The 23,029-nt window shown below is 64.8% G+C and carries 24 protein-coding genes; 20 read left to right on the top strand and 4 right to left on the bottom strand.

The annotated features are described in order from the left end of the window. The first annotated feature begins 184 nt into the window (after nt 1–184). From ACO06O_RS17465 to ACO06O_RS17485, 5 genes are all read left to right on the top strand, one after another. Complete coding sequence (locus ACO06O_RS17465) at nt 185–2,251, top strand: methyl-accepting chemotaxis protein (RefSeq protein WP_421882649.1); 2,067 nt, start codon at nt 185–187, stop codon at nt 2,249–2,251. Nucleotides 2,252–2,522: 271 nt separating this feature from the next. Beyond that, nucleotides 2,523–3,662 carry an ATP-binding protein gene (locus ACO06O_RS17470; RefSeq protein WP_421882652.1) on the top strand — a complete coding sequence of 380 codons (1,140 nt, stop codon included), beginning with the start codon at nt 2,523–2,525 and terminating at the stop codon, nt 3,660–3,662. A gap of 95 nt (nt 3,663–3,757) precedes the next feature. Continuing rightward, a complete protein-coding gene (locus ACO06O_RS17475; protein ID WP_421882655.1) occupies nt 3,758–6,205 on the top strand; it encodes a caspase family protein in 2,448 nt (815 codons plus the stop codon). Nucleotides 6,206–6,323: 118 nt separating this feature from the next. Next, nucleotides 6,324–6,830 carry a PAS domain-containing protein gene (locus tag ACO06O_RS17480; RefSeq protein WP_421882658.1) on the top strand — a complete coding sequence of 169 codons (507 nt, stop codon included), beginning with the start codon at nt 6,324–6,326 and terminating at the stop codon, nt 6,828–6,830. 36 nt (nt 6,831–6,866) lie between these two features. Continuing rightward, nucleotides 6,867–7,358: a VOC family protein gene (locus ACO06O_RS17485; protein ID WP_421882660.1), complete on the top strand. Its 492-nt coding sequence runs from the start codon at nt 6,867–6,869 to the stop codon at nt 7,356–7,358. Between the two features lie 27 nt (nt 7,359–7,385). On the opposite strand, the gene ACO06O_RS17490 is transcribed toward ACO06O_RS17485, so the two are convergent. Next, nucleotides 7,386–7,835, bottom strand: coding sequence for a CBS domain-containing protein (locus ACO06O_RS17490; RefSeq protein WP_421882663.1), 450 nt, complete (start codon nt 7,833–7,835; stop codon nt 7,386–7,388). Between the two features lie 86 nt (nt 7,836–7,921). Beyond that, nucleotides 7,922–8,695, bottom strand: a complete 774-nt coding sequence (locus ACO06O_RS17495) for a class I SAM-dependent methyltransferase (protein WP_421882666.1) — start codon at nt 8,693–8,695, stop codon at nt 7,922–7,924. A 107-nt stretch (nt 8,696–8,802) separates the two neighbouring features. Here ACO06O_RS17495 and gloB point away from each other — a divergent pair, with 107 nt between their 5' ends. The 12 genes from gloB to ACO06O_RS17555 all read left to right on the top strand — a co-directional run bounded on the left by gloB (nt 8,803) and on the right by ACO06O_RS17555 (nt 17,746). Beyond that, nucleotides 8,803–9,567 (top strand): hydroxyacylglutathione hydrolase, encoded by a 765-nt coding sequence (gene gloB / locus ACO06O_RS17500; RefSeq protein ID WP_421882668.1) that lies wholly within the window; start codon nt 8,803–8,805, stop codon nt 9,565–9,567. Nucleotides 9,568–9,598: 31 nt separating this feature from the next. Further along, on the top strand, nt 9,599–10,207 hold the full coding sequence (locus ACO06O_RS17505; RefSeq protein WP_421882671.1) for a glutathione S-transferase family protein: 609 nt from the start codon (nt 9,599–9,601) through the stop codon (nt 10,205–10,207). Between the two features lie 9 nt (nt 10,208–10,216). Beyond that, nucleotides 10,217–10,675: a cupin domain-containing protein gene (locus ACO06O_RS17510; protein WP_421882674.1), complete on the top strand. Its 459-nt coding sequence runs from the start codon at nt 10,217–10,219 to the stop codon at nt 10,673–10,675. Continuing rightward, complete coding sequence (locus tag ACO06O_RS17515) at nt 10,672–11,328, top strand: ferredoxin (RefSeq protein ID WP_421882677.1); 657 nt, start codon at nt 10,672–10,674, stop codon at nt 11,326–11,328. Before ACO06O_RS17510 ends, ACO06O_RS17515 begins: the two co-directional genes overlap by 4 nt. A gap of 97 nt (nt 11,329–11,425) precedes the next feature. Next, nucleotides 11,426–11,989 (top strand): hypothetical protein, encoded by a 564-nt coding sequence (locus ACO06O_RS17520; RefSeq protein WP_421882680.1) that lies wholly within the window; start codon nt 11,426–11,428, stop codon nt 11,987–11,989. Nucleotides 11,990–12,002: 13 nt separating this feature from the next. Then, a complete protein-coding gene (locus ACO06O_RS17525) occupies nt 12,003–12,899 on the top strand; it encodes a hypothetical protein (RefSeq protein ID WP_421882682.1) in 897 nt (298 codons plus the stop codon). A 17-nt stretch (nt 12,900–12,916) separates the two neighbouring features. Then, nucleotides 12,917–13,309 carry a hypothetical protein gene (locus tag ACO06O_RS17530; protein WP_421882684.1) on the top strand — a complete coding sequence of 131 codons (393 nt, stop codon included), beginning with the start codon at nt 12,917–12,919 and terminating at the stop codon, nt 13,307–13,309. Next, the gene (locus ACO06O_RS17535; protein ID WP_421882687.1) at nt 13,309–13,839 is read left to right on the top strand and encodes a hypothetical protein; all 531 of its coding nucleotides are present in this window, start codon (nt 13,309–13,311) and stop codon (nt 13,837–13,839) included. Before ACO06O_RS17530 ends, ACO06O_RS17535 begins: the two co-directional genes overlap by 1 nt. 9 nt (nt 13,840–13,848) lie before the next feature. After that, complete coding sequence (locus tag ACO06O_RS17540) at nt 13,849–14,286, top strand: hypothetical protein (RefSeq protein ID WP_421882690.1); 438 nt, start codon at nt 13,849–13,851, stop codon at nt 14,284–14,286. Nucleotides 14,287–14,300: 14 nt separating this feature from the next. After that, the gene (locus ACO06O_RS17545) at nt 14,301–15,329 is read left to right on the top strand and encodes a hypothetical protein (RefSeq protein ID WP_421882693.1); all 1,029 of its coding nucleotides are present in this window, start codon (nt 14,301–14,303) and stop codon (nt 15,327–15,329) included. Next, a complete protein-coding gene (locus ACO06O_RS17550) occupies nt 15,326–16,039 on the top strand; it encodes a hypothetical protein (protein WP_421882696.1) in 714 nt (237 codons plus the stop codon). The genes ACO06O_RS17545 and ACO06O_RS17550 overlap by 4 nt, the downstream gene beginning before the upstream one ends. A gap of 48 nt (nt 16,040–16,087) precedes the next feature. Next, nucleotides 16,088–17,746, top strand: a complete 1,659-nt coding sequence (locus tag ACO06O_RS17555; RefSeq protein WP_421882699.1) for a hypothetical protein — start codon at nt 16,088–16,090, stop codon at nt 17,744–17,746. A 4-nt stretch (nt 17,747–17,750) separates the two neighbouring features. Here the strand turns inward: ACO06O_RS17555 and ACO06O_RS17560 are convergent, their stop codons facing one another. Together ACO06O_RS17560 and ACO06O_RS17565 are read right to left on the bottom strand one after the other, a co-directional pair. After that, the gene (locus ACO06O_RS17560; RefSeq protein WP_421882702.1) at nt 17,751–18,542 is read right to left on the bottom strand and encodes a double zinc ribbon domain-containing protein; all 792 of its coding nucleotides are present in this window, start codon (nt 18,540–18,542) and stop codon (nt 17,751–17,753) included. Beyond that, nucleotides 18,521–20,104, bottom strand: a complete 1,584-nt coding sequence (locus ACO06O_RS17565; RefSeq protein WP_421882705.1) for a rhodanese-like domain-containing protein — start codon at nt 20,102–20,104, stop codon at nt 18,521–18,523. The genes ACO06O_RS17560 and ACO06O_RS17565 overlap by 22 nt, the downstream gene beginning before the upstream one ends. 87 nt (nt 20,105–20,191) lie before the next feature. Here ACO06O_RS17565 and ACO06O_RS17570 point away from each other — a divergent pair, with 87 nt between their 5' ends. From ACO06O_RS17570 to ACO06O_RS17580, 3 genes are read left to right on the top strand one after another with little or no spacing between them, the layout of a single operon-like run. Further along, nucleotides 20,192–21,118, top strand: coding sequence for a methyltransferase domain-containing protein (locus ACO06O_RS17570; protein ID WP_421882707.1), 927 nt, complete (start codon nt 20,192–20,194; stop codon nt 21,116–21,118). Nucleotides 21,119–21,157: 39 nt separating this feature from the next. After that, nucleotides 21,158–21,733, top strand: coding sequence for a TetR/AcrR family transcriptional regulator (locus ACO06O_RS17575; RefSeq protein ID WP_421882710.1), 576 nt, complete (start codon nt 21,158–21,160; stop codon nt 21,731–21,733). After that, nucleotides 21,730–22,821, top strand: coding sequence for an alcohol dehydrogenase family protein (locus ACO06O_RS17580; RefSeq protein WP_421882713.1), 1,092 nt, complete (start codon nt 21,730–21,732; stop codon nt 22,819–22,821). The genes ACO06O_RS17575 and ACO06O_RS17580 overlap by 4 nt, the downstream gene beginning before the upstream one ends. Nucleotides 22,822–23,029 lie beyond the last annotated feature (208 nt).

A 23,029-nucleotide genomic window follows, 5' to 3' on the forward strand; every position in this document is an offset into this window, starting at 1 on the left:
CTGCCGGGGTGGAATGTTGCGCGAACGGAGCTCCTTACCATAGCCCGGCGCACTTCCGGCGCCACGCCGGGCAATAAGGCAACAAATGCTCAAACGAGCACCTCATCCTCACAAAACCGTCATGTATTTTGTGCCATTAGAGGCCGCTTCCCAAGTCCCCTGCCACAGGATCCCAGAGCCTCGTATGTCTATCAAGTTACGCATCTATATCGTTATCGGTATTCTCTCCCTCACCCTGGCGGCCGTTGCCGGCCTGGAGTTCGCGAACTCATACGCGCAGGTCAACACCCTCGATCAGATGTTACAGCGCGAAACCGCGTCCCGGCGCCTGGAAACAGCCACCCGCGACCTTGTATCGGTGCGCAACCTGGTCGACCTTTACGCGACGACCAAAGCTTTCCCGGCCGGAACCAGCGAAGAGGACCTGAATCGGATTGCCGCGACATTGACGGACACGGTTTCGGTGCTGCTCATCGCGCCGGAGATCAAGGCCATCACAGGCCACGGGGAAGACATGCTGGTCAAACTTGAGACCGCAATGGCCCTCCGCCGCGAGGTGCAAGCGACGATCGGGCGCGGGGAATCCGCGTCGAAGGAGTTGTTGGCCCGCTGGGACGAAACCGTGGACATGTTGCTGCGCCAGGTCATCAACCTTCGGCGCGACCTGGAAGCCTCCGCAGCCGGGGCGTCCGGTACCGCCGCCCTTTTGGACATTCGAGACATGCTGACCAGTTTGGCGGAGATTTCCGGTCGCGAACGGGTTCAGATCTATCGCTATGTCCTGAAGAACATCCCGATGTTCCCGAACGAGGTCATCCCCCTGCGGGCGCTGGCCGGCGGCATTTCGGTGCGATTGGGCGATATCCGAAACAATGTGACCCGCCTATCAGAGGAACCGGCCATCGCGACGTCCGGCGCGGTCGAGGTCTATGCCACCGAGGTCGAGACGATGCGCGATACCGCGCTGACTTCCGGCCAGGCCGCGATGGATTACCCGATGACTGCGGACGAATGGTATCAGACCTCGCAGCGCGGCACGGCGGCGATCTATGATGCGATCGATGCGATCAACGCGCGGGTCGAGCGGAATCTGAGCGCGGTGCGCGACACGGCCACGACGGGGCTCTATGTTTCGGGCGGCGGCATCGTCTTTATTCTGTTCGCAATCGCTTTCGCCATCTGGACGACGCAATCGCGCATTCAAAAGCCGATATCGCAACTAACCAAAGTCATGACCGAACTGGCACACGGCAATATCGACGTACCGTCGCCGGATTTCCGTGCCATTCCGGAACTGGCGGAAATGGGCGTGGTCATCGACCGCTTCAAAGACGAAGCCCGGGCGAACGAAACCTATCGGAACGAACAGGAAGCCTTCAAAAAGAAGGTTGTCGCGGATCAGGGCCGCCGAAACATCGAATTGGCCGATCAGTTCCAAGCGGCTCTGGGCACGGTTGTTCAAGATTTGGTGTCCAATGCAGAATCCCTCGCGGGTTCAGCCGGGGACGTGCGATCCAAGGCGCGCGATAGCGCTGCGCGCGGTCAACGGATTTCCGAAGATACCGTCAAGGCGGAGGCCGACATCCAGGCGATCGCATCGGCGATCCACGAGCTCGACACGGCGATTCATGAAGTGGCTCAGCAGGTCGGTTCCGCCGCAAGTCAGACCCAGGAAGCGGCAGAGCGTTCCCGAGAGGCTGCTGGGCGCGTCGATCATTTGAACCAGACCTCCGCTGCCATCCGGGACGTGGTGCGGCTCATTTCCGATATCGCGGAACAGACCAACCTGTTGGCGCTCAACGCAACCATTGAGGCCGCGCGGGCCGGGGAATCCGGCAAGGGTTTCGCCGTCGTCGCCAACGAAGTGAAGACCTTGGCAACGGAAACCAAACGCGCCACGACACAGATCGCCGAACAGATCGGCGGCATGCTGAACGACATCAACGCGACAACCGACATCGTCAAACAGATCGCGACAACCGTCGACCGGGTCAGCGAAACCGTCCAAGGCATTACCGCGGCTGCGGAAGAACAGAGCGTCACGACGAATTCCGTAGCCGAGTCTATGTCCGGCTCCTCCCGTCGCATGATCCAGGTTCGAAAGGATGTCGAGACCATGGCCCAACTCGCCCGGGAAACCGGCGACGCCGTCGCCGATGTTGCCACGTCGACCGAAACACTGGCCCAGGCCAGCAGCGCATTGCAGGCCGAAACATCAACTTTCCTGGAAAGTGTTCGGGCGCAGGGTTGAGGAAACTTGTATTCGGAATTCGCTGGATAGCTCCTTCGCTGAAGCGATGGATGCAGACTCGTGAATTCCACTCCCCAAGGTTGCTATCCGTGATATTTTTGACGCATTCGCCCCTTTGCTGAGCAGTTAGAAAGCTTGAATACTTGCGGGTGGCGAGTCCGGACGCCTAGGATAACGGCGCTTACCTTGGGGGCAGGGTTGGCAGGGTACGGTTCCCGGATTTGCGGGTGAGCACCCTAGGTAATGGTGGGATTCGGGTAGTTAACAGGTAATGGACGACGAGAAGAAGGCCGGTCCGCGGCGCCTCTCAGATGACGAAACCCGTGCGCGGCGTGCCGCCGCGATTGCCAAGCTGGGCTATTGGGACGCGGATCTAGAGAACAACATCCTGCACCACTCCAGAGAGTATGTCAGCGTGCACGGCCTGCCGCCGGACACGGTCGTCACACGCCAGGAACAAGTCCTGGAACTGATCCATCCGGACGATATCGAGCGCGTGACTGCTGAATTCAATATGGTCGACCGTGCGAAGATGCCCTACTCGACCGAGTATCGGATCATACGTCCGGACAATGGCGAGATCTCTCATATCCAGGAAATCGGGGAGATCGTCACGGACGAGGCCGGTACGGTCATTGGACATACCGGCACATCCCAGGATGTCACCGAACAGCGGTACAATCGGGCCAAGTTGGAACGCGCCTTGGCGGAATCGGAAATGAATCTGCGGTCGCGCGACCTGTTCCTGGCCAATATGAGTCACGAGTTGCGCACACCCTTGAACGCGATCAGCGGCTATGCCGAACTCCTGACCACTCTGGATGCGACGCGTTTGACGGCCGAGAAGGCCAATGGCTATGTCCGGGCGATTTTACAAGCCTCCCAGCACCTGACGAACATCATCAGCGACATCCTGCTGCAGGTCGAATTGCAACGCGACATGCGCCCTGCAGAACATCAACTGGTCGACATCGCGGAGTTCGTCGACGATGCGATCGGCATTTCGGGCCTGCGCCTGGAGCCCGACTTTGGCCATATCAATATCGACATTCAGCCCGTGGACGCCGTCGCGCGGTTCGATACCCGCCTGGTCAGCCAAGCGTTGATCAATGTGCTGGGCAACGCGGTCAAGTATGCCGGCCTGGAAAAGGGCATAACCGTCGGATTTCGGCCGGATGCGGCCGGCTGCTACCTGTTCGTGGAGGACCACGGAGACGGGATGACGAAGCTGGAAATTCAGCGCGCGCGGGAACCCTTCTTCCGCGGCGCTCAGGCGGTCCGCAAGGCCATACCCGGCACCGGCCTGGGCCTGTCGCTGACCCACCGAATCATGGCCCTGCACGGCGGCAGGCTGGAGATCACCAAAGCCGAGCACGGCGGCACCCGCGTGACCTTCTATTTCCCGTCCTGAATTCCCGTTCCGACTTCGCCCGCCGAGCAAAAACTTCCATATTCCTGCCATTGCGGTACCGTGAGAGGGCTCAGGAGGAAAAGCGGGGGAATGTCATGGACGCGCCACCTCAGCGTCATTGGTTGTTCAGGGCCGTGGGATGGCTCGCATTACTGATCTGCGCGACGGCCTGGTCGGCGCAATCCCATGCCGAACGGCGGCTGGCCCTGGTAATCGGAAACGGCGCTTATACGGTCGGCCCGTTGGCGAATCCGGTCAACGACGCGGCCTTGATGGCGGATACGCTGCGCGGCGCGGGCTTTGAGGTCAGTCAGCATGAAAATCTCGGCTATCGCGATCTCCAGCGGGCGGTGGTCGCATTCGGCCGCGACCTGAAGGCTGCGGGTGAAGATACCGTCGGGATGGTCTTCTATGCCGGACACGCCGTCCAGGCGGATGGCGAAAATTACCTGATCCCGGTCGACGCCAATATCCAGGACTCGCTGGATCTGCGCATCACGACCCTGGAAGTATCGACCTTGATGGCCAGCCTGCGCTCCGCCGGGAACCGTCTCAACCTGGTCGTTCTGGATGCCTGCCGCAACAATCCCTTCCCGTCGATCAGCCGGTCCGGCTCCGGCGGCCTGGCCAAGATCGAGGCGGCCTATGGCACGCTGCTGGCCTATTCGACCGCACCGGGAGAAGTCGCCGCCGACGGTACCGGGCGCAATTCCCCCTATACGGCAGCCCTCGCCAAGGCGATCCGGACACCGGGCCTGGCGGTCGAACATGTCTTCAAGCGGGTCCGCGTCGATGTGATGGAGCGAACCGGGAACCGTCAGGTACCGTGGGAAAGCTCGTCCCTGACCGGCGACTTCATCTTCATCGACCGGCCGCCGGAACCGGTCGTCGCCGCCCCCCAGGCACCGGCCCCGGTACCCAACAACACAGCGGAGATCGAGTACTGGAAGGGCGTCGCGGCCAGCAACGACCCGGCCGCCATCCAAACATATCTGGACGCCTATCCGGACGGATTGTTCACCGCACTGGCACAACAGCGCATCGCCGCGCTGCAAGCCGGCCAGGCACAGGCTGCTCGCAGCCAACACGAAGCCGCGGCCCGGTCAGCGTGGGACGCCGTAAAGGACAGCGACGATCCGGTGCTGCTGCAATCGGTCGTCGATCGCTATGGCGACACCGTCTATGCCGAAATCGCGCGGGTGAAACTGGACAGCCTGGCGCAGCGGGCCGAAGCGCCTCCACAACAGATCGCCGCGCTGCCGCCCCCCGCCGCCGCGCCGCCGCCGGGCGGAACGGAGCGCTATGAAGGATCCTTCGTGGCACAGCGGACCTGTTACGGCGGCGGCACCTGGTGCGGCGGCAATACGACATTCGACATGGCGATCGAAGTGATGGGGAAGTCCGTAACGCTGACTCTCCGCGGCGCGCAAACCAGTCTGACCTTGAACGCTGAAATGCGCGGCGACCGTTTCGCCGCCACCAAATACGTTACCGGCGTGAGCGGCAGCGAAGCCTTTTACTTCACCGGAACGCGTGTCGGGAACTCCTTCCAGGTCGATGCGAGGCGCGGCACTCCCGATGCCGTCTTCCTTGGCGAGGCGAAGCGGGTCGATTCCGGCCTTCCCGCCACCGCCGCCTCTACCCCCGTGAACAATCAGGCGGAGTTGCTGTTCTGGGATTCGATCAAGGATAGCCCGAACAAATCCGACTATGAGGCCTATCTGTCCCAGTTCCCCAATGGCGTATTCGCCGCCATCGCACAGGACCGCGCGCAACGGGGCTATCACCCCCAAATTGCCAGTCTGTCCCCCGCGGGCCACAGCTTTGACGGCACGTGGCAGGGCCGATTTGTGCGCGGCTATGTCGATCGGGGCGATCGATACACGAAATTCGCATACTTCTGTAAGGACGAGGAAACTCTCATTGCAGGGGTCGAGATTCAAAACGGCAGGTTCACCGGAACCTTGGTATCGCCGAACGGGTATGCGCGAAGTTGGGATACCGTCGTTGCGCCCGACGGAAGAATTGAGGGACGGATCGGTACCGATGTTCAGGTCATCGGGCAGGCCTCCGGCAATACGATTGCGATGAAGCTTTCCTACGAACTGACCGGATATGGCGGCTGCAGCGGCGAATTGACGCTGACAAGGCACGCCCAGACACAGGTCGCCGCGCTGCCGCAAGCGGTCGCCCCCGCCGCGCTCCCGCAGGCGCCGCTGGACGGGGAATGGAAACTGATCATCGAGACGGATATCCCGAACCCGCAAGCAAGATGGTGCCGGTGGGGCGAGAGCGTCGAAGAGCTGGTTACGGTGAAGGACGGGAAACTGGATACGCGCGTCTCAACGAATATGGGACACAGCGCCCAGATAAAACTGTCCCTGGCTGAAACCGGCGCGGACTATTTCGCCAAACCGCAGGGCTGGGGACAGCATTTATTCTACGGTGATCTGGACCGGCGGGGCGATGACTTCCACGGCGAGATCTTCATCACCATGTCGAACGCCAGATGCAATCAGATCGTCACCTTGCGCCGCCCCTGATCCCGCCCCCGATGGGCGCGCCCTTGCCTCTCGACCTAAAGTTTATCTTTCGACGTGTCTATTTCATTTTCAGACAGACTTTGGTTAGCTTGGCGCATACCTGAACCGGAGCATAGTCTTGGCGCTGTCGATCGATTTTAGTTTCGTCCGTTCGCGAAAAGTCGTCGCGCTCGCGGAATACTGGCGGATGAAATGCAATGGCGGCACCTGGCCGACACGGGGCGATCTTGCGCCGACCGATCTAAAGGAGCTTCTGCCGAATATCGTCCTTAGTGAGGTGACGCGCAGCCCGCTGCAGGTCTATTACCGATTGGTCGGGACCCGGGTTGCAGAAATGTCGCGTCTCGATTTCACCGGGCGTTGGCTCCACGACATGAACCCGGCCTCCGTCGACCCCGGAATTTGGCACAAAGGTTATGAAATGCTGTTGGAAACCGGGCAGCCGGTTTTCGGCAGGACAGGGATCCCCATCGCCGAGGGCAGCGAAATCATGCTGGAGGAAGAATTCGGCCTGTTTCCCCTTGAACTGGGCGTATCCGACCGGTTCCAATGCGTCGCTGTGGAGGATTACGGCGACGCGCAGCATATCGATCCGGAGATTCTGCGCGCCATGCAGCCGCGCTGACGGCCGGGTCCTGAAATTAGACCGGGAGGAGGAAGGATGTCCGAGATCCAGGGTTTACACCACAACGCCTATCGCTGCCGCGATTCCGAGGCGACCCGCGCCTTCTATGAGGGCTTCCTGGGCCTGCCGCTGGTCCATGCGTTCGAGATACGCGAAACCAAGACCGGGCGGGACACGCGGGTCCTGCACAGCTTCTATCAAATGAAGGACGGGTCCTGTCTGGCCTTCTTCGAAGTCCCCGGATCGCCTTTCGATTTCAAGGACCAGCATGATTACGACCTGCACATCGCCCTGCAGGTGGATCGCGAGACGCTGGTCGCCATGTTCGAAAAGGGCAAACAGGCCGGCATCGAAACGCGCGGCATCGCGGATCATCACTTCATCGAATCGATCTATTTCCGCGACCCGAACGGCTATGTCATCGAATTGACCACGCCGACCGGCAAGGCCCCCGAAATACTGCAAAAGGCGAAGGACGAGGCACACGGAATCCTGTCCCTCTGGCAGGACACCAAACCGTCGGATTAGCCGCCGAGCCCCCGTCCGCTCAGACGGTCACCCGCCGGGTGTCGCATCGCCTGAGAAGAACGCCTGGAACGCCTTCGCCCGTGCCGCGGGGGAAGTCTCCTTCTCGAAATGACGCAGCAGGTCCGACATGCTGATCACCCCGACGATCGCACCGGCCTGGGCGACCGGCATGTGGCGGAACTTTCCGGCCGTCATACGCTCGAAGATATCGTGCGGATCGTCCGTCGGCAGACAGGTCTTCACCGCCGTCGTGGCAATACCGGAAACCGGCCGTTTCGCGTAGTCGCCGCCGCCGACCGCAACGTCATGGACAATATCGCGTTCCGAAATGACGCCGAACAGCGACCCGTCCGCGTTCAGAACCAGCAGAAAGCCGATCCGGTGTTCGGACATGATCTCGGCGGCGTTCTGGATCGTGTTGTCCGGTGCTACGCTCAGCGGTGCCGGATGGCCCTCGATAATCGTTGCGATGGTCATAGCTCTTTCCCAAACATCCCCACCTGACTAGGCCTAACGCGACCCCGTAAAGGCCGCAAAGCAAACCTTTGTGAACGCTGCCCGTTTCAGCCCGCGCCACCCACCCGCACAGACGGTTCGGCACGGCCTCTTCCGGCCACTGCCGGGCCGATTTCCGACACCGGAACCAGGCGCGGTCGGAAGGCGACGCGCCGCGCGGGCGTGGCGGCGTAGACCTGCTTATGCGCCTCGACGAACAGGGCGCCCCCCAGTCGCGGGCACCAGCGCCGCCCGATTCGTTCCACCGCCGGCCCGGTCCGTAATACCAGGTCCCAATCGCTTGGCGGCATGTAGAGCGCCCGGGTCGTCAGCAAGGGTTCGAACAGGCTGTCCTTCAGCAGCTTTTCCATCTGATATTTGCTGTAGGGCTTGCCATGGCCGAAGGGCGTGCGTTCGCTGCGCGCCCAAATTCCCCGCCGGGCCGGAACCACCGCCAGCAGCCGGCCATGCCCGGACAGAACCCGCCAGCATTCGCGCATCATGGCGCGCAGATGTTCGCTGTTCTCCAAGGCGTGCACCAGCAACAGCCGGTCGATGGACAGATCGTCGAAAGGAAGCGACGTCTCATCGGCCAGCGCAACCCGGTTCGGCTTGCCGCGCGGCCAATGGGTCACGCCTTGATGGGCGGGCATGATCGCCAGGATCCGGTTGGCCTCGCCCTCGAACTGTTTCAAATAGGGTGTCGCATAGCCGATCCCGGCGATGGTGCAACCGTTGACGTCCGGCCAATGGGCGCGGATCTCCGCCTGCACGATCCCGCGCGCGGCCTTGCCGAGACGGCTTCGGTAGAAGCGATTGAAATCGACGACGTCACTCCACATGACGCGCACTATATCAGGGACGACGGGCCGGCACATCCGCCGATCGCGTCCCTTGCCAAACCGCCCGGGCCCGTGAAACTGTAGCGCCCGAACCAGGGAGAGTAGCCATGCTGGATATCCGCCAAATCCCCGTCCTGAACGACAATTACGTCTATCTGGTCCGTGAAACGGAAACCGGATCGACCGCCGTCGTCGATCCCGCCGTCGCCGCGCCCGTGCTAGCCGAGGCGGACCGGCTGGGCTGGAAGATCACGCATATCCTAAACACGCACCATCACGGCGACCATGTCGGCGGCAATATCGAAATTCAGTCGGTGACGGGCTGCCACATCGTCGGACCGCGCGCCGACCGGGATCGGATTCCGGGCATCCAGACGGAGGTCGGCGACGGCGATGTCTATCGCTTCGGTTCGGCAGAAGCCCAGGTCTTCGACGTACCGGGTCATACACGGGGCCATATCGCCTATTGGTTCGCCGCGGATGACGCCCTGTTCTGCGGCGACACGCTGTTCGCGTTGGGCTGCGGGCGGGTATTTGAAGGTACCCATCCACAGATGTGGCACAGTCTGGGCAAGCTGCGCGCCCTGCCGGACAGCGCGCGGGTGTTCTGCGCCCATGAATATACCCAGGCCAATGCCCGCTTCGCCCTTTCCGTCGATTCGGCGAATGGCGCGCTGAAGGAGCGCGCGGCGCGGATCGACGCAGCCCGCGCGAAGGGCGAACCGACCGTGCCGTCCCGCCTGGGCGAAGAGAAGGCAACGAATCCTTTCCTGCGGGCGGACGACCCGGATCTGGCCGCGGCCCTCGGCCTGACCGGGGCCAGCGCCGCCGAGGTCTTTTCCGAAGTCCGGACCCGCAAGGACAATTTCTAAAGCGAACCGTCGACCCTGGAGGAAAATGCGAATGAAACTGCTGTTCAGCGACACGTCCCCCTACGCCCGAAAATGCGTTGTCGCCGCCCATGAAAAGGGCCTGGCTGACCGGATCGAAATCGAGCGCCTCAACCCGTTCGAGACCGACTTCCACGAGGTGAACCCGCTAAACAAGGTGCCCTGTCTGGTGCGGGAGGATGGGCCCAGCCTGTTCGACAGCTTTGTCATTTGCGACCATCTGGACCGCTTGGGCGGGGGCAATCCCTTGATCCCGGCTGCCGGGACCGACCGCGACCGGGTGCTGCGCCTACATGCCATCGGTCAGGGCATAACCGACGCCGCCCTGAACCTGCGCAGTCAGGTCATGCGCGACGCGAAGTTGGATACGCCGCTGCCGAAGGACTGGTTCATCGACCGGCAATGGTCGGCGATCCAGAAAAGCTGCAAGCTGTTGGATCAGGAAATCGACAGCCTGCAGGGCGCGTTGGATCTGGGACAGATCTCGGTCGGAACGGCGCTGGGCTATCTCGATCTGCGCTTCCCGGAATCGGCATGGCGGCATCACGCGCCGGCTCTGGCAACCTGGTACGAGACATTCTCGCAGCGCCCGTCCATGCAGGCGACGGCACCCAAGGGCTGAGCATAAGCCATGTCCGATCTGACGGCACAGCGGATCGTCGAGATGCTGAACCTCCAGCCGCATCCCGAAGGCGGCTGGTACAGCGAAACCTACCGCCACGATCCCGGCACCGGCGGACGCGGCGCCTCGACGGCGATCTATTATCTGCTGGAGGCGGGCGACCGGTCGGCATGGCACCGGGTGAAGGATGCCGATGAAGTCTGGCATTGGCATGCCGGGGCGCCGCTGGCCATGACCCTGTCGCCGGACGGGCGCATCAGCACGTCCCATCGGCTGGGGCCGGATCTGGTGTCGGGACAGCGCCCGCAACTGGTCGTCCCGGCCGGTCATTGGCAGACGGCTATGAGCGTCGGGCATTGGACCCTGGTCGGCTGCACCGTCGCCCCGGCCTTCCAGTTCGAAAGCTTCGAAATGGCTCCGCCCGGCTGGGAACCCGGAAAGGGCCCGCCGGACGGTCCAGCGACATGACCTACGATGGAATCGCGACGGATCTGGCGGCGGTCGGCTTGGCCGCGCGCGGCGGATTTCACCCCGGCCCGGCGGATGCGGCCCCGACGACCTGCCGCAGCGTCATCCTGATCGGCAATGTCGGGCCGGACTTCTGGCCGCATTTCGAGGCCGGACGCCGGGACGAGCCCAACGCGCTGGATTCCTGGACCAAACGCCAGGTGGACCGGATCGCGGCCAAAGCCGGCGGCTGGGCCGTCTATCCGTCCGACGGACCGCCTTACTTCCCGTTCCAGCGCTGGGCCATGAAGGCGGAACCGGTTCATCCATCCCCCATCGGCATGTTGATCCATCCCGATTTCGGCCTGTGGCATGCCTATCGCGCGGCGATCTGCCTGCATGACGCGGTACCTTTGCCGGCGCGGGACGAAAGGCCCAGCCCCTGCACCGCCTGCGCTGACAAACCCTGCCTGACCACCTGTCCGGTCGGCGCCTTCACCGGACAAGGCTATGACGTGCCGGCCTGCGCCGCGCATCTGCTCACGGAGGACGGCCGCGATTGCGTCGAGCAGGGATGCCGGGCACGCCGCGCCTGTCCGGTTGCCGGGCCCGACCTTTACGCCGCCGGTCAGGCCGCTTTCCACATGCGTGCCTTCGTCGCCGCCCGCGACTGAATCGACCACCCGCCGCAAACACCCCATCAGAAAAAACGCCTGCCCCTTCGATAGCCGGTTCCGAAAGAAACCCGAACCGACCGATCGGAGGTCACCCATGCGCACCGACCCGTCCCCCATTCTGCGCCGCGCCCTGTTCGCCATGATCGCCGTGGCCGCGCTTGGCGCCTGCACCCTGAACAATCAGAAGCCGACCGACGAGGGGATCGGCTTCCGCAGCCAGCGCTTCGACGACATCGCCGCCATGCGGGAATATCGATCCTGCGTCGATGATGCGGCCGAGCTCGACCGACAGGCCTATGCGACACGGGCGACCGCCAAATACCTGGCCAGCGCGCGTCTGTTGGAAAGCTGCGAAGCGAAACTGGGCGCGGGTGCCGCGACCCTTCCGCCGGAAGAACGGATGCACGCTTACGGGCTTGCCGTTCAGAATTACATCAAGGGCGGCGACATCGATAAGGCGCGGGAAACGCTGAACCGGTTCGAAACCGCCTTTGCCGGGCAGGATCTCTACTATTCGGACGGCTCATCCTTCACCGACACGATGGGCGCCCTGTTGGGCCGGTATGACGGCAAGGATTTCGGTCAGTTCTCGACCCTGAACGTCAGTGCGGACCTGAAGGCGGAAATGCGCCGCGTGTCCTATTGGGCACAGAATTGAGGAGGAGCCGGAGATGCAACGCCTTCGATCCCTCAAGCGCCGATTGACCGCCGGGGCCGCCCCTTTCGCCCTGGCCACCGCCCTCTCGTTCAGCCCTCTTCCCGCCTTCGCGGCAACGGATGGCCCAACCTGGGCGCCGACGGCCTCCGAACGGCTGGTCAAACTGCCCACCGTCTATCTGAAGAAGTCGATCGACCGGGATTTCCAATCCTCCGGTCTGGCCGCCGCGATCCGCGACCGCACGGACGAGTTGGGGTCGACGCAGCAGGCAATCCTTGAACTGCAGGACGCCATGGAGATGGCCGAGGGCGAGGTGCGGATCGAGCTGAAGCATCAGTTGCTGGCCCATAAGCAGGCCTTCGTTCAAGCCCTGGGCACGCGCATCGATCTGCAGCGGCGCGAGGCGGAAACCCGGGCAAAGCTTTACGAGAAACTATTGGACCGGATCGGCGCCGAAGAGGCGGCGATGACGCCGGCGCGCCAGGAGTTGGTTGCGGCCCAGCACCTGGCGCGCCAGCGGTTCGAAAGCGCCATCGGCGATGTCGACATGGACGTCTTCGGCAGCGGCGCGGAGATGAGCCGCTATTCCGAGAAATATGCCGAGAACCGGGCCGCCATCGAGGCCCTTGCCGCCAAGATCGCCGCCCATCCGATGAACCGGATGCCGGTCTTCGACGGCGAGGAAATGGACCGCAAGACCTATCTGCAGCGCCTGGCGGAGGACAGCCGCACCACGCTGGCCCTGTTGGGGCAGGAAGAGGAACTGCTGGGCTATATGGGAAAGCTGGTCGCGCTGGACGCCATGGCGCTGCATGACGAGATCGCCACTGCCCAGGCGGAAGAACAGGGCATCGACCCGGATCAGGCGGGGGTCGAATTGTCCGACGCCGCGCGCCTGTTCCTGAACTGAGCGAAGGGAGACCCGTTATGGTGAAACGCATCCTTTTGGCGGCCTGTTTGACCGCCGCGGCAATGGCGCCGCTGCCGGCCCTGGCCGCTGACACCTTGGAAAACCTGGAACGCGAACGGGCGTTGACCGTGCGGACCCTGATCGACCCGGCATTGGGGCCGGGCGACCGCGCGGGCAAGCTGGAAATCGCCACCCGGCGGCTGACGGACCTGGAACGCATGGCGATCCGCGACGACAGCCTGACCGGCGACACCTCGCCCGTCGTCCGGGTCGCCTTCAAGAACTATGACCTGACCTTCCTGGTCCACGCATCGGTCGAACGCAATGTCACCCTGATCGACCAATGGATGGAGCAGGTCGGCATCTCCACCGACAGCCTGATGACCGCGCGGGTCGGGAGACGCTATTGATGGCCGGGACACGGCGCCTTCCCGCGATGACGACCGGACCGGCGGCCCTGCGCGGCAGTTCGCTGCTGCTTGGCGTCGCCGTTCTGGCGCTCGCCGCCGGGGTGGCGGCGACGGATCTCGGCGCCGCCGACATCCTGGATTGGCTGGCGGATACACTGGGAACCGCCTTTCTGGGTCTGCTTGGACTGCTATGCGGGGTCGCGTTCTGGGCCTGGGTCCGGATCGTCCAGAACCATCCGCGCCGCGATTTCTGGCTGGAGGCCGGATTGCACGCCGCCGCCGCCGTCGCGACCCTGGCGCTGACCTTCACCCTGTTGGGCATCAGTCTGGGGATCGGCACGCTGGCCCATACCGAGCTGACGCCGGAGACGGTGCAGCCGGTCATTGCCGACCTGACCGAACAGTTCAGCCTGGCCTTCATGACCTCCGTCATCGGCCTGCCCGTCTCGGCCGGGCTGCGCGCTGCGCTGCTGCTGACCGACAGCGCCGCATCCCCGCCGGACCTTCCCGATCCTGACGAGAGCGCTTAGGAGACCGCGATGAAATTCCTTGTCTTCAATACCGTGGTTCTGGCCGCTTTGGGATATCTGTTCCTGTCCGACGGGCGTCTGGACATCCCATTCCCACGCAACGCGCCGACGACCGCCGCCGCGCCGGCAGCCACACCGGAAGCGCATGACGTCGCGGTTCTGCCGGAGCCGGCCGAACCGCCGCCGGCAATAGAGGCGCGCGCACCGGAGGAGACCGTCTTCACCCCGCCGCCGGCAATGGAGGAGGCCGAACCCGTCGCGACCCTGCCCGTGCCGGAAATCCCGGCCCCGCAGGAAACCGCCCTTCCAGAACCAGGGCCGTCACCCGCACCCCAAGTGACGCTGGCGGAAGGAACGGAAGTGATGTCCCGGACCGAGCGCACGCGGGAATTGGACCGGCTGATCGAAGATATGGAGTTGTTCTATATCGAGCGGATCGCCCGCTGACGGAAGGGGAGGGCATGGGCACCAAGACCACATCCTGGGACGGCGCCGCCATGATCCTCTGCGGCACGGCGGTGGCCCTGCTGATCCTCTCCGCCTTCCGGATTCCGCCCGCCCCGCCCTTGGAACCGCAGCCCCAAGAGATCGAGGAAGCGCATCTCGATCAACCGTCCGCCGACCGGACGTCCTCCATGCCGGTCGCGATCCTGCTGCCCGCGCCGCCTGCGGTCTCCACTCCCGCCGCGCCGCCGGTGAACACCGCCGAACCGGCGCGACCGGTTCGATCCGAGCCGATCCCCGTCGAGCCCCTCAAACCCCGCCCTCGGGAGACCGCGCCAACGAGGGCCGCCGCCCCGCCTGCGATCCTGCGGCCGGTCGAACCGATCGTTCCGGAACCGCCCAAGACGCGGCAAGAGGACCCGCCGCCCCCTAAAACTCAAGAGGCGATCACCCCGCCAGCCCCGCAATCGGAAACGGAGATCGTCGTTTCCGAGACGGCCCCGGATTCCGCGCAGACCCTGCGGCAGGGCCGGGCCCTGCTGCGCCTGCTGGAACAGGATGCGGGGCCGGATCTGCGGATCGCCTGGCCCGCCGACGGCTCGCGCCGGGAAGCGCTTTACGCCGCGCTGACCGCCTGTTTCGGGATGGAAAGCGTGCTGATGGACGGGACCGGGCGGCTGTATCGCGCGGCGGCCCCTGCCGGTGTATCCCAACCGCCCGACATGGCACGACACAGCGGCTTCGTCCGGGCAGTCGAGGGCGAAATGCCCCGCAGCGAACGGCAGGAACTGGATCCGATTTACCGCCATCACCGCCTGTCCCCTGGCAGCGCAAGGCCGGTGCGGCTGTTTCCGCGCCATGCCGACGCGATGCTGCTGGGGGGCCTGTCCGATCTGCTGGGGGGATTGCGAGGCGGTCAGCGGATCGAGGCCCGCTATACGATGGGCAGCGGCGAAGTCGCGGTGACGGATATCCGTCGTGACGGCACCGTCATTCCCGGCAGCGTCCGCCTGCGGCCACGCCAGAACTGCAGGGCGGCGACATGACCCGGTACATCCTGCTGCTCATCCTGCCCTTGCTGACGGCGGCCTGTGTTCCGGATGGGCCCAGACCCTATGGTGCGCAGGCGGACCTGCCCCCCGATCTGGACCGCTCGACGGAGGTGGACCTGTCCGATGCCTATTTCGCGGCGCTGCCCGACTGCGTCACCATCCTGCCGATGGGGGCAGGCACCGATGGCGGCGCGCCGGTCCTGGAAGCCGCCATGACCCGGCATGCGCGCGACCGGTTCTCGCGTGTGATCGGCGGACCAGAGCGCCGGGCGCTGATGGACCGCCTTCTGGTCGACCTTACCGTCCCGGAAGACCGCGCCTATTTCGCGCACCGGACCCGCTGCGGGCATTTCCTGACCTTCGCGCCCTGGGGCGGAGAAGACCTCTATGCCGTGGTCTATAGCCGGAAGGCGGTCGGGATCGCGGCCCAGTTGACGGATGGCGGAGACAGCGCACCGTTGTGGCGCGCCCGGCATGTTACGGTGCGTTCGGACGGGTCGCTGCCGCTGTCGCCCTTGGGTGTGGTGATCGGTGCCTTTGAGGCGGCCCGACTGGAAGGGGATACCGACCTGCCCAATTCCATGGCGGACGACGTCGCCCGTCGGTTGATCTCGACCCTACCGGATCTCGGATTGCGGACCGGGTCGACGGTTCTGACGAATGGTGGCGTCCTGGATGGCGATCCGCTGACGATGGGCGATTGACGGCGGGTGCCGGTCGATCCACTCTCCGGCGCCTCAGGAGGCGAGGGAATGATGGTCAAGGGTCCGATTCTGATCGCGGCGGCGGCCGGCCTTCTGGCCACGACAGCGACCGCGCAAGTGCCGGGAACCCAGTCGGTACTGGGGGCGACCGGCACGGCGGCCGGTTTGGCGCAGGATATCCTGTCCACCGTGGAACCCGGCAGCCGGGTCGCCCTGCGCCCCTTGCGCGGCACAACCTCAAACCTGACATCCGGCGTCGCACGGGACCTGTATGAAGCCGTTCTGGACGGATTGTTCGAGGCGTCTGGTGGCGCGCATACGATCCTGACCCGCGAACGCCTGAATCAAGTCTATGAGACCTGCGAAGAGTTCTTCACCTGCGGCGATTATGCAGCCCGGTTGGAAGCGGCCCGCGCAGAGGTCGAGGTCCAATGTGCTGCCTCCCCGGGTGTGGAACGGGTGCGCCTGTTCTGTTCGGCGGTCGACATCGAAACAACGGTGACGGTCGGGCGCGGCAGCGGCGATTTCCCGTTGGCAAGCCTCGCCCCGGCGCAGGACTGGGCCCAGGCTATGGCCGGGATCGCCGCCGAGTTAAATGCGGCCGTCGCCTTGCCCGGCAGTTTGGGCCGGGCGCATATCATCGACCAAACGACCGGCACACATACGGATTTCGCCGCCCTGCTGACGAACAAGCTGCGGTTCGAACTGGGGCGGCGCATGACCTTGCGCCAAGGCGACCTTGTCGACGCCGCGCAGGCGCGCCGTCAGCTGGGCTATGAAGACGAACCCTTGCCGGTGTTTCCGGGCTATGTGCTGAACGGCGTGATCTGGCCGGCGGGGGAAAGCCGGGTGACGCTGACCGTCGATCTGAACCATGACGGCCGGACATTGGCGCTGGCCTCGGTCGATATCGCGCGCGACAGCATTCCCGCTCAATTTCGGGAATCGGCATCCCCGAACGGTCTTGTTTCCGCTTCGGCCCAGGCCGTCCCATCCGATAGACTGGATCGGCAGTCGGCGATCCGCGCGGCGACCAACCTGGCCCGGGCGCGATTGATCGCGCAAGCATTGGGGACACAGGGACCGGCCGTCGGGATGATCGCCACCGAGGCCGATGCCACCCAGGCCTTGGGCGGCGCCCTCAGCCTGGGCATGCCCTATGACGAGGTGCTGGAAGTCCTGGAGCCGGCGGAAGCGGATGGGCGCATCTCCGTTCACCTGACCGGCCGGGTCGCGCCGGTTGGCCGGAACAGCGGCCCCGACATCCGCGCCGCCTTGAGCCGGAGCATCTATGAGACCGGGGACGCCATCGCCCTGACCATTTCGTCGGACCGCGCCGCGCGTATCGGGATATTCGCCTGGGGTGCGGACAACCGCGTGGTCCGGGTCTATCCGGTAGACGGGATCGCCGCGCCGGAACTGATGGCCGGGGACGCGGTCACCCTTCCGGCTGCGGCCGAGGACCGGCAGATCCAATCCGCGCCGCTGGAATTGGCCGACATCGACAATCCCGAAGATCACGAAATGCTGATCCTGGTCGCGGCGGACCGGACCCTAGCATTCGAGACCCTGGCCCCGCCGCTGGGCGCCGACGCGCAGGAGACCGCCGCCCGGGCAACGGACGGGTCGGGATTCTTTCAGGCCCTGGCCGCGCATGATCTGTCGGCGGTGACCATCCTGGCGCTGCCCTATCAGATCCGCGAGTGAGGGGTCAGACCGGCGCGGATTCCCGAACCACTCGGGCCAAGGTCAGAATGTCGACCGCCGCCGCACCGTCCCTTTTCAGGCGCCTTGCGGCCGCATCGACCGTCGCGCCGGTGGTCATGACATCGTCGATCAGAAGGATACGCCGGCCGTCGATTTCCGCCTTACGGTCCGGATTTGTCCGGAAGGCCCCCTCGACATTCCGCCGCCGCGCCGACGCAGACAGATGGCCCTGGATCGGCGTATGGCGCTTGCGGATCAGCGCATCGGACAGAAGCGGCTTGCCATAGGCGGCGGCCAAGGGCCGTGCCAGAAGAACCGACTGGTTATAGCGCCGGTCGAACAGGCGGCGGCGATGCAGCGGCACCGGTGCGATCACATCCGCTTCCGCCAGCAAATCGGCACCGGCCCGCATCATCCAGCGCGACAGGCCGGGGGCCAGATCGGTACGGTCACCATGTTTGAATGCGATCAAGATCTTCGCGATCCCATCGTCATAGGCGACGGCCGCCCTGGCCCGGTCGTAATGCGGCGCATTGGCCAGGCAGGCGCCGCAGCGCGCGCCGACGCCGAAATCCAGTTCGAACGGATAACCGCATTGGCCGCATTGCGGCGCGGAGACGAAACGCGTCTTGCGCCAGCAGGCGATGCACATGCCGCCATGACTGCCGGTTTGCACTCCGCACGCGGCGCAGCGCGGTGGCAGGACCAGGTCCAGCAGCGCCGATCCACCGCGCCGCAGCCGGGCCATGGGCCCATCGGGCGCGACGGTCCCGTTCAGGGGTCGAATGTCGGCCATGTCAGGGTGCCTTCCTGCGCCACTTTGGGCACCAGGGCGACCTCCCAATCCAGGTATCGCTGCATCGCCGCCTGGTCCAGTTCCAGGTCATAGGGCTTGTGGAAGACATCGTCTTCCGCCGAATAGGGCTGCCCGATCCCGTCTTCCATTTCGCCGCCGGCGGCACGCCATGCGGCATTGCCGCCGTCCAGGACCTTGACCCGATGCACCCCGGCCCGCGTCAGATCCTGCGCCGCCAGGACCGCCATGCGCGGATCGTCCGCCGTGAAGACGATCCACCGCGACGCCAGGATCGGCGCCAGGTCTTGCATCGCCCGGGCCCGGATCGCGAATTGCGCCCCTTTCGGATGGCCGCGCCGATGGGCCAGACTCTTTGAGAAATTCACCATCGGCGTATCCGTCATGGCCATGGCGTCGGCGGCCGAGATGCGGGCAACGGACATCAGATCCAATTCATAGACATGGTCCTTCGGGATTCCTTCTTCCGAACCGCGTGTGCCGATTCCGCCCGCCAGCACAGCCACATCCGGCCACCCCATCTGGATCAGCCAGGACGCGGTCATGATGGCCCGGACTTCGTTATCGTCGGCCAAGACAATCCGGGCATTCTGCACCCCGACATATTCGTCGGTCGCCTGGACCAACTGACCGCCCGGCGCGTGCCGGAAACCCGGGATATGTCCGGCCTCGAATTCCTCCTTGGTGCGGACGTCCAGTTGGAAGGTCGTACGGTCCCCTTCCGAAAGCCAGGCCTGCAGCCCGTCCCAGTCGATCCGTTGCACGCCGAACCGGTCGGCGACCTTCGCCGCCGCCGCGCGCGCCCATTGATCGGCCGGACCGTCGGGGAAAGGCGCCACATCCGACGCGCCGCGCGCGCAATCCAGCCCGGCCAGCATCCACCCCATGGTACCGTTTTCCAGTGCGACCACCCGGTTGGGCACACCGGCATTGATCAGCGATTGCGCCCCGATGATCGACCGGGTCCGTCCGGCGCAGTTGACGACGATGGTCGTATCTTCGTCGGGGACGGCTTGTCGGACTCGGTGGACCAGTTCGGCCCCCGGCGCATCGACCCCGCCCGGAATGGACATGTTGTGGAATTCCCGGAAGGGGCGGCTGTCCAGGATTGCCAGCTTGTCGCCCCGGCGTTGCATCGCGTCCAGATCCCGGGCCGAGATATGGGGCGTCCCGAATTGGGCTTCGACATACTCCCCGAAGGCCTTGGACGGGACATTGACCCCGCTGAACAGAATATGACCGGCCGCTTCCCAGGCATCGACGCCGCCGGTCAGGATCGAAACATCCGTCCACCCGGCGAAGCACAGGATGTCGGCCGCTTTATCCGCCAGCCCCTCGCCCGCGTCGCATAAAACCACCGGCACGTCGCGGCGCGGAATCAGCCGCCGGTATTCCAACTCCAACCGGCTGAGCGGCAGATTGACGGCGCGCAGAATGTGGCGCTGTCCAAAGGCACCCTGCTCGCGCAAGTCGATCAGGGCGATTTCGCCCCCGCCCTTCAATTGGCGGTGCAGGCTGTCGGCGTCGATGGATTTGGCGGTCACGCGCGCCCCCTGTTTCGTAATTCGGGCCGGCAGTGTAAGAGGTTGGCCCGGGCTTGGGAATTGTTAGTGACACCGGATTGGGACCGAATGCCGACGGACGGGATCGACCAGATCGAGATATTCGACCGCGCCTTGCTGCGCGACCGCCGGGACCGCAGCGCCCGGCGCGGCGGCGACCATGATTTCCTGTTCCAGGAGGTCGCAGGACGTTTGACCGACAGGCTGGAAGACGTTTCGCGCCGGTTCGATTTGGCTTTGGACCTGGGTGCGCGGGACGGAACGCTGGGCCGGGCGCTGCTGACTTCCGGCAAGGCCGGGAAAGTGATCTTCGCCGACCGCGCGACCGGTTTTGCCGCGCAATGTCATGAAGGCGGCCCATCCATCGTCGCGGACGAAGAAATGCTGCCCTTCGCCCCGGGCAGTTTCGATCTGATCGTGTCCAATCTGGCCCTGCATTGGGCGAACGATCTGCCCGGCGCGCTGGTCCAGGCGAATCGGGCCCTGCGTCCCGACGGGCTGTTCCAATCGGCCGTACTGGGCGGCGAGACCCTGTCGGAGCTGCGCCATTGCCTGATGGATGCGGAGGAAGAAATCAGCGGCGGCGTCTCGCCCCGGGTTTCGCCGATGGTCGATCTGCGGGACGCGGCGGGTCTGTTGCAGCGCGCGGGCTTCGCCCTGCCGGTCGCCGATCTGGACCGGATCGAGGTCACCTATGACGACCCGTTCCGGCTGATGGCCGATCTGCGCGCGATGGGCGAGACAAATGCCCTGCGGGACCGGTTGCGGCGCCCGACGCGGAGGGCGGTCTTCCTTCGGGCCGCCCAGCTTTATGGGGAGCGGCACCGACGCTCGGACGGACGGCTGACCGCCCGGTTCGACATCATCTATCTGCATGGCTGGCGGCCGGCGGAAACCCAGCCCAAACCGCTGCGCCCCGGCAGCGCCAAATCGCGGCTGGCCGACGCCCTGGATACCGACGAGGTCGGGGCGGGCGATCCGACAAAGCCGGAATAGACGTCAGGCCCTCTTGCAAAAGTAAAACGATCGTTCTACATGTGCGGTATGACAAACACCGCACAGCAAATATCCGCGCGCCTCGAATCCTGCTTCGCCCATTCCGGCTTCGCAGAGCCCGGCGTCGACGCCGTCCGCGCGGCGGCGGGCGTCAGCCTGCGAACCCTCTACAAATATTTCCCGTCGCGCGAGGATATGGTGGTCGGCGCCTTGGACCATCGTCATCAGCGCTATCTCGAAGGCCTGAAGGAAGGCGTTCCGGACGGCCCCGGACCGGCCCCGATCCATCATATGATCGAGCGGGTGGCCGCCTGGATGACCGACGAAGCGTCGACCGGTTGCCTGTTCCTCAGCGCCTTGGCGGCCCATCCCGGCAGTGCCGCCATTCAAGCGGCCGTCGCGCGCCATAAGGCCGAAACCCGGGCCGTGCTGGCCGAATTCGCCCAGCGCGCCGCACCGGCACTGTCCGGGGCGCGGCGCGGCGCAATCGCCGATGCGCTGTTCGTGATGCATGAAGGCCAGGTCGCCGCCAGCGCGACCTGCGGCGCCGAGAGCGCCGCCAATGCGGCCCATTCCCTGGCCGACACGATCCTGACCGAAAGGGTGATGCAATGACGAAAGATCTGCCTGAAACGATGCGCGGCGTGGTCCTGACCGGCCATGGCGGGTTCGACAAGCTGGAATACAGGACGGACCTGCCGGTTCCCCGTCCCGGGCCGGGCCAAATCCTGATCCGGGTCGCCGCATCCTCGGTCAACAATACCGACGTCAACACGCGCATAGGCTGGTATTCCAAATCCGTGCGCGGGGATACCGGCACCGGCGGGGCGTCGGGTTTTACCGACAATGTCGACACCGATGGCGGCTGGGCCGGGGTGCCGCTTCATTTTCCGCGCATTCAGGGGGCCGATTGCTGCGGACGGATCGTGGCCGTCGGTGACGGCGTCGACGCTGCGCGGATCGGCGAACGGGTTCTGGTCCGCACCATGCAGACCACCGGCGCGGGCGGGAAGGATTACGGCAGTTGGACCTATGGGTCGGAATGCGACGGCGGTTTCGCGGAATATGCCATCGCCGATGCCCCGGAAGCGGAACCGGTGCGGTCGTCCGACTGGACCGATCTGGAACTGGCCACCATTCCCTGCGCCTACACCACCGCGGAAGGCATGTTGCAGCGGATCGGACTGGGCGCACAGAAAGTCTTGATCACCGGTGCGGCGGGCGGCGTCGGTTCGGCGGCGATCCAATTGGCGAAGCGGCGCGGCGCAACGGTCACCGCCATGACGTCGCCGGAGAAAGCCGAGGCGATCCGCGCGCTGGGCGCCGATGCGACCCTGGGCCGGGACGATGTCATTCCGGGTCAGGAATTCGACGCCGTCGTCGATCTGGTGGCAGGACCGCGCTGGCCGGACCTTCTGGATTCGATCCGGCCCGGCGGCCGCTATGTGACGTCCGGCGCGATTGCCGGGCCGATTGTCGAACTGGATGTGCGCACGCTCTATCTGCGCGATCTGACGCTGTTCGGGTCGACCTATCAGCCGCGCAACATTCTGCCGGACATTATCGGCTATATCGAACGCGGTGAGATCAAACCGGCCGTCGCCGCAACTTATCCCCTGGAAAGACTGGTCGACGCGCAGAAGGCGTTCCTGGAAAAGCGTTTCGTCGGCAAGATCGCCATCGACGTGGCCGCGGACGGCTAGAGCGGTATGCGTTCAGATGGAACCGCCTGAGACGCTGTCTTCGGTTTCCTGGTTAGGAGCGGTGCGCGTAGCGATGCGGGGCATCGGAAGCGTGCAGCGACGCGGTCCAGGGAGCCGAAGACGGCGCCGAAGGTCGGTATGGCGCGCCGCCGGTGTCGTCGCGACGGCTGGACGATGCCCCGCATCGCCTGCGCCGACGCTCCTAACC

This window comes from Pacificispira sp., assembly GCF_965228185.1.
Lineage (GTDB): Bacteria > Pseudomonadota > Alphaproteobacteria > UBA8366 > Aestuariispiraceae > Pacificispira.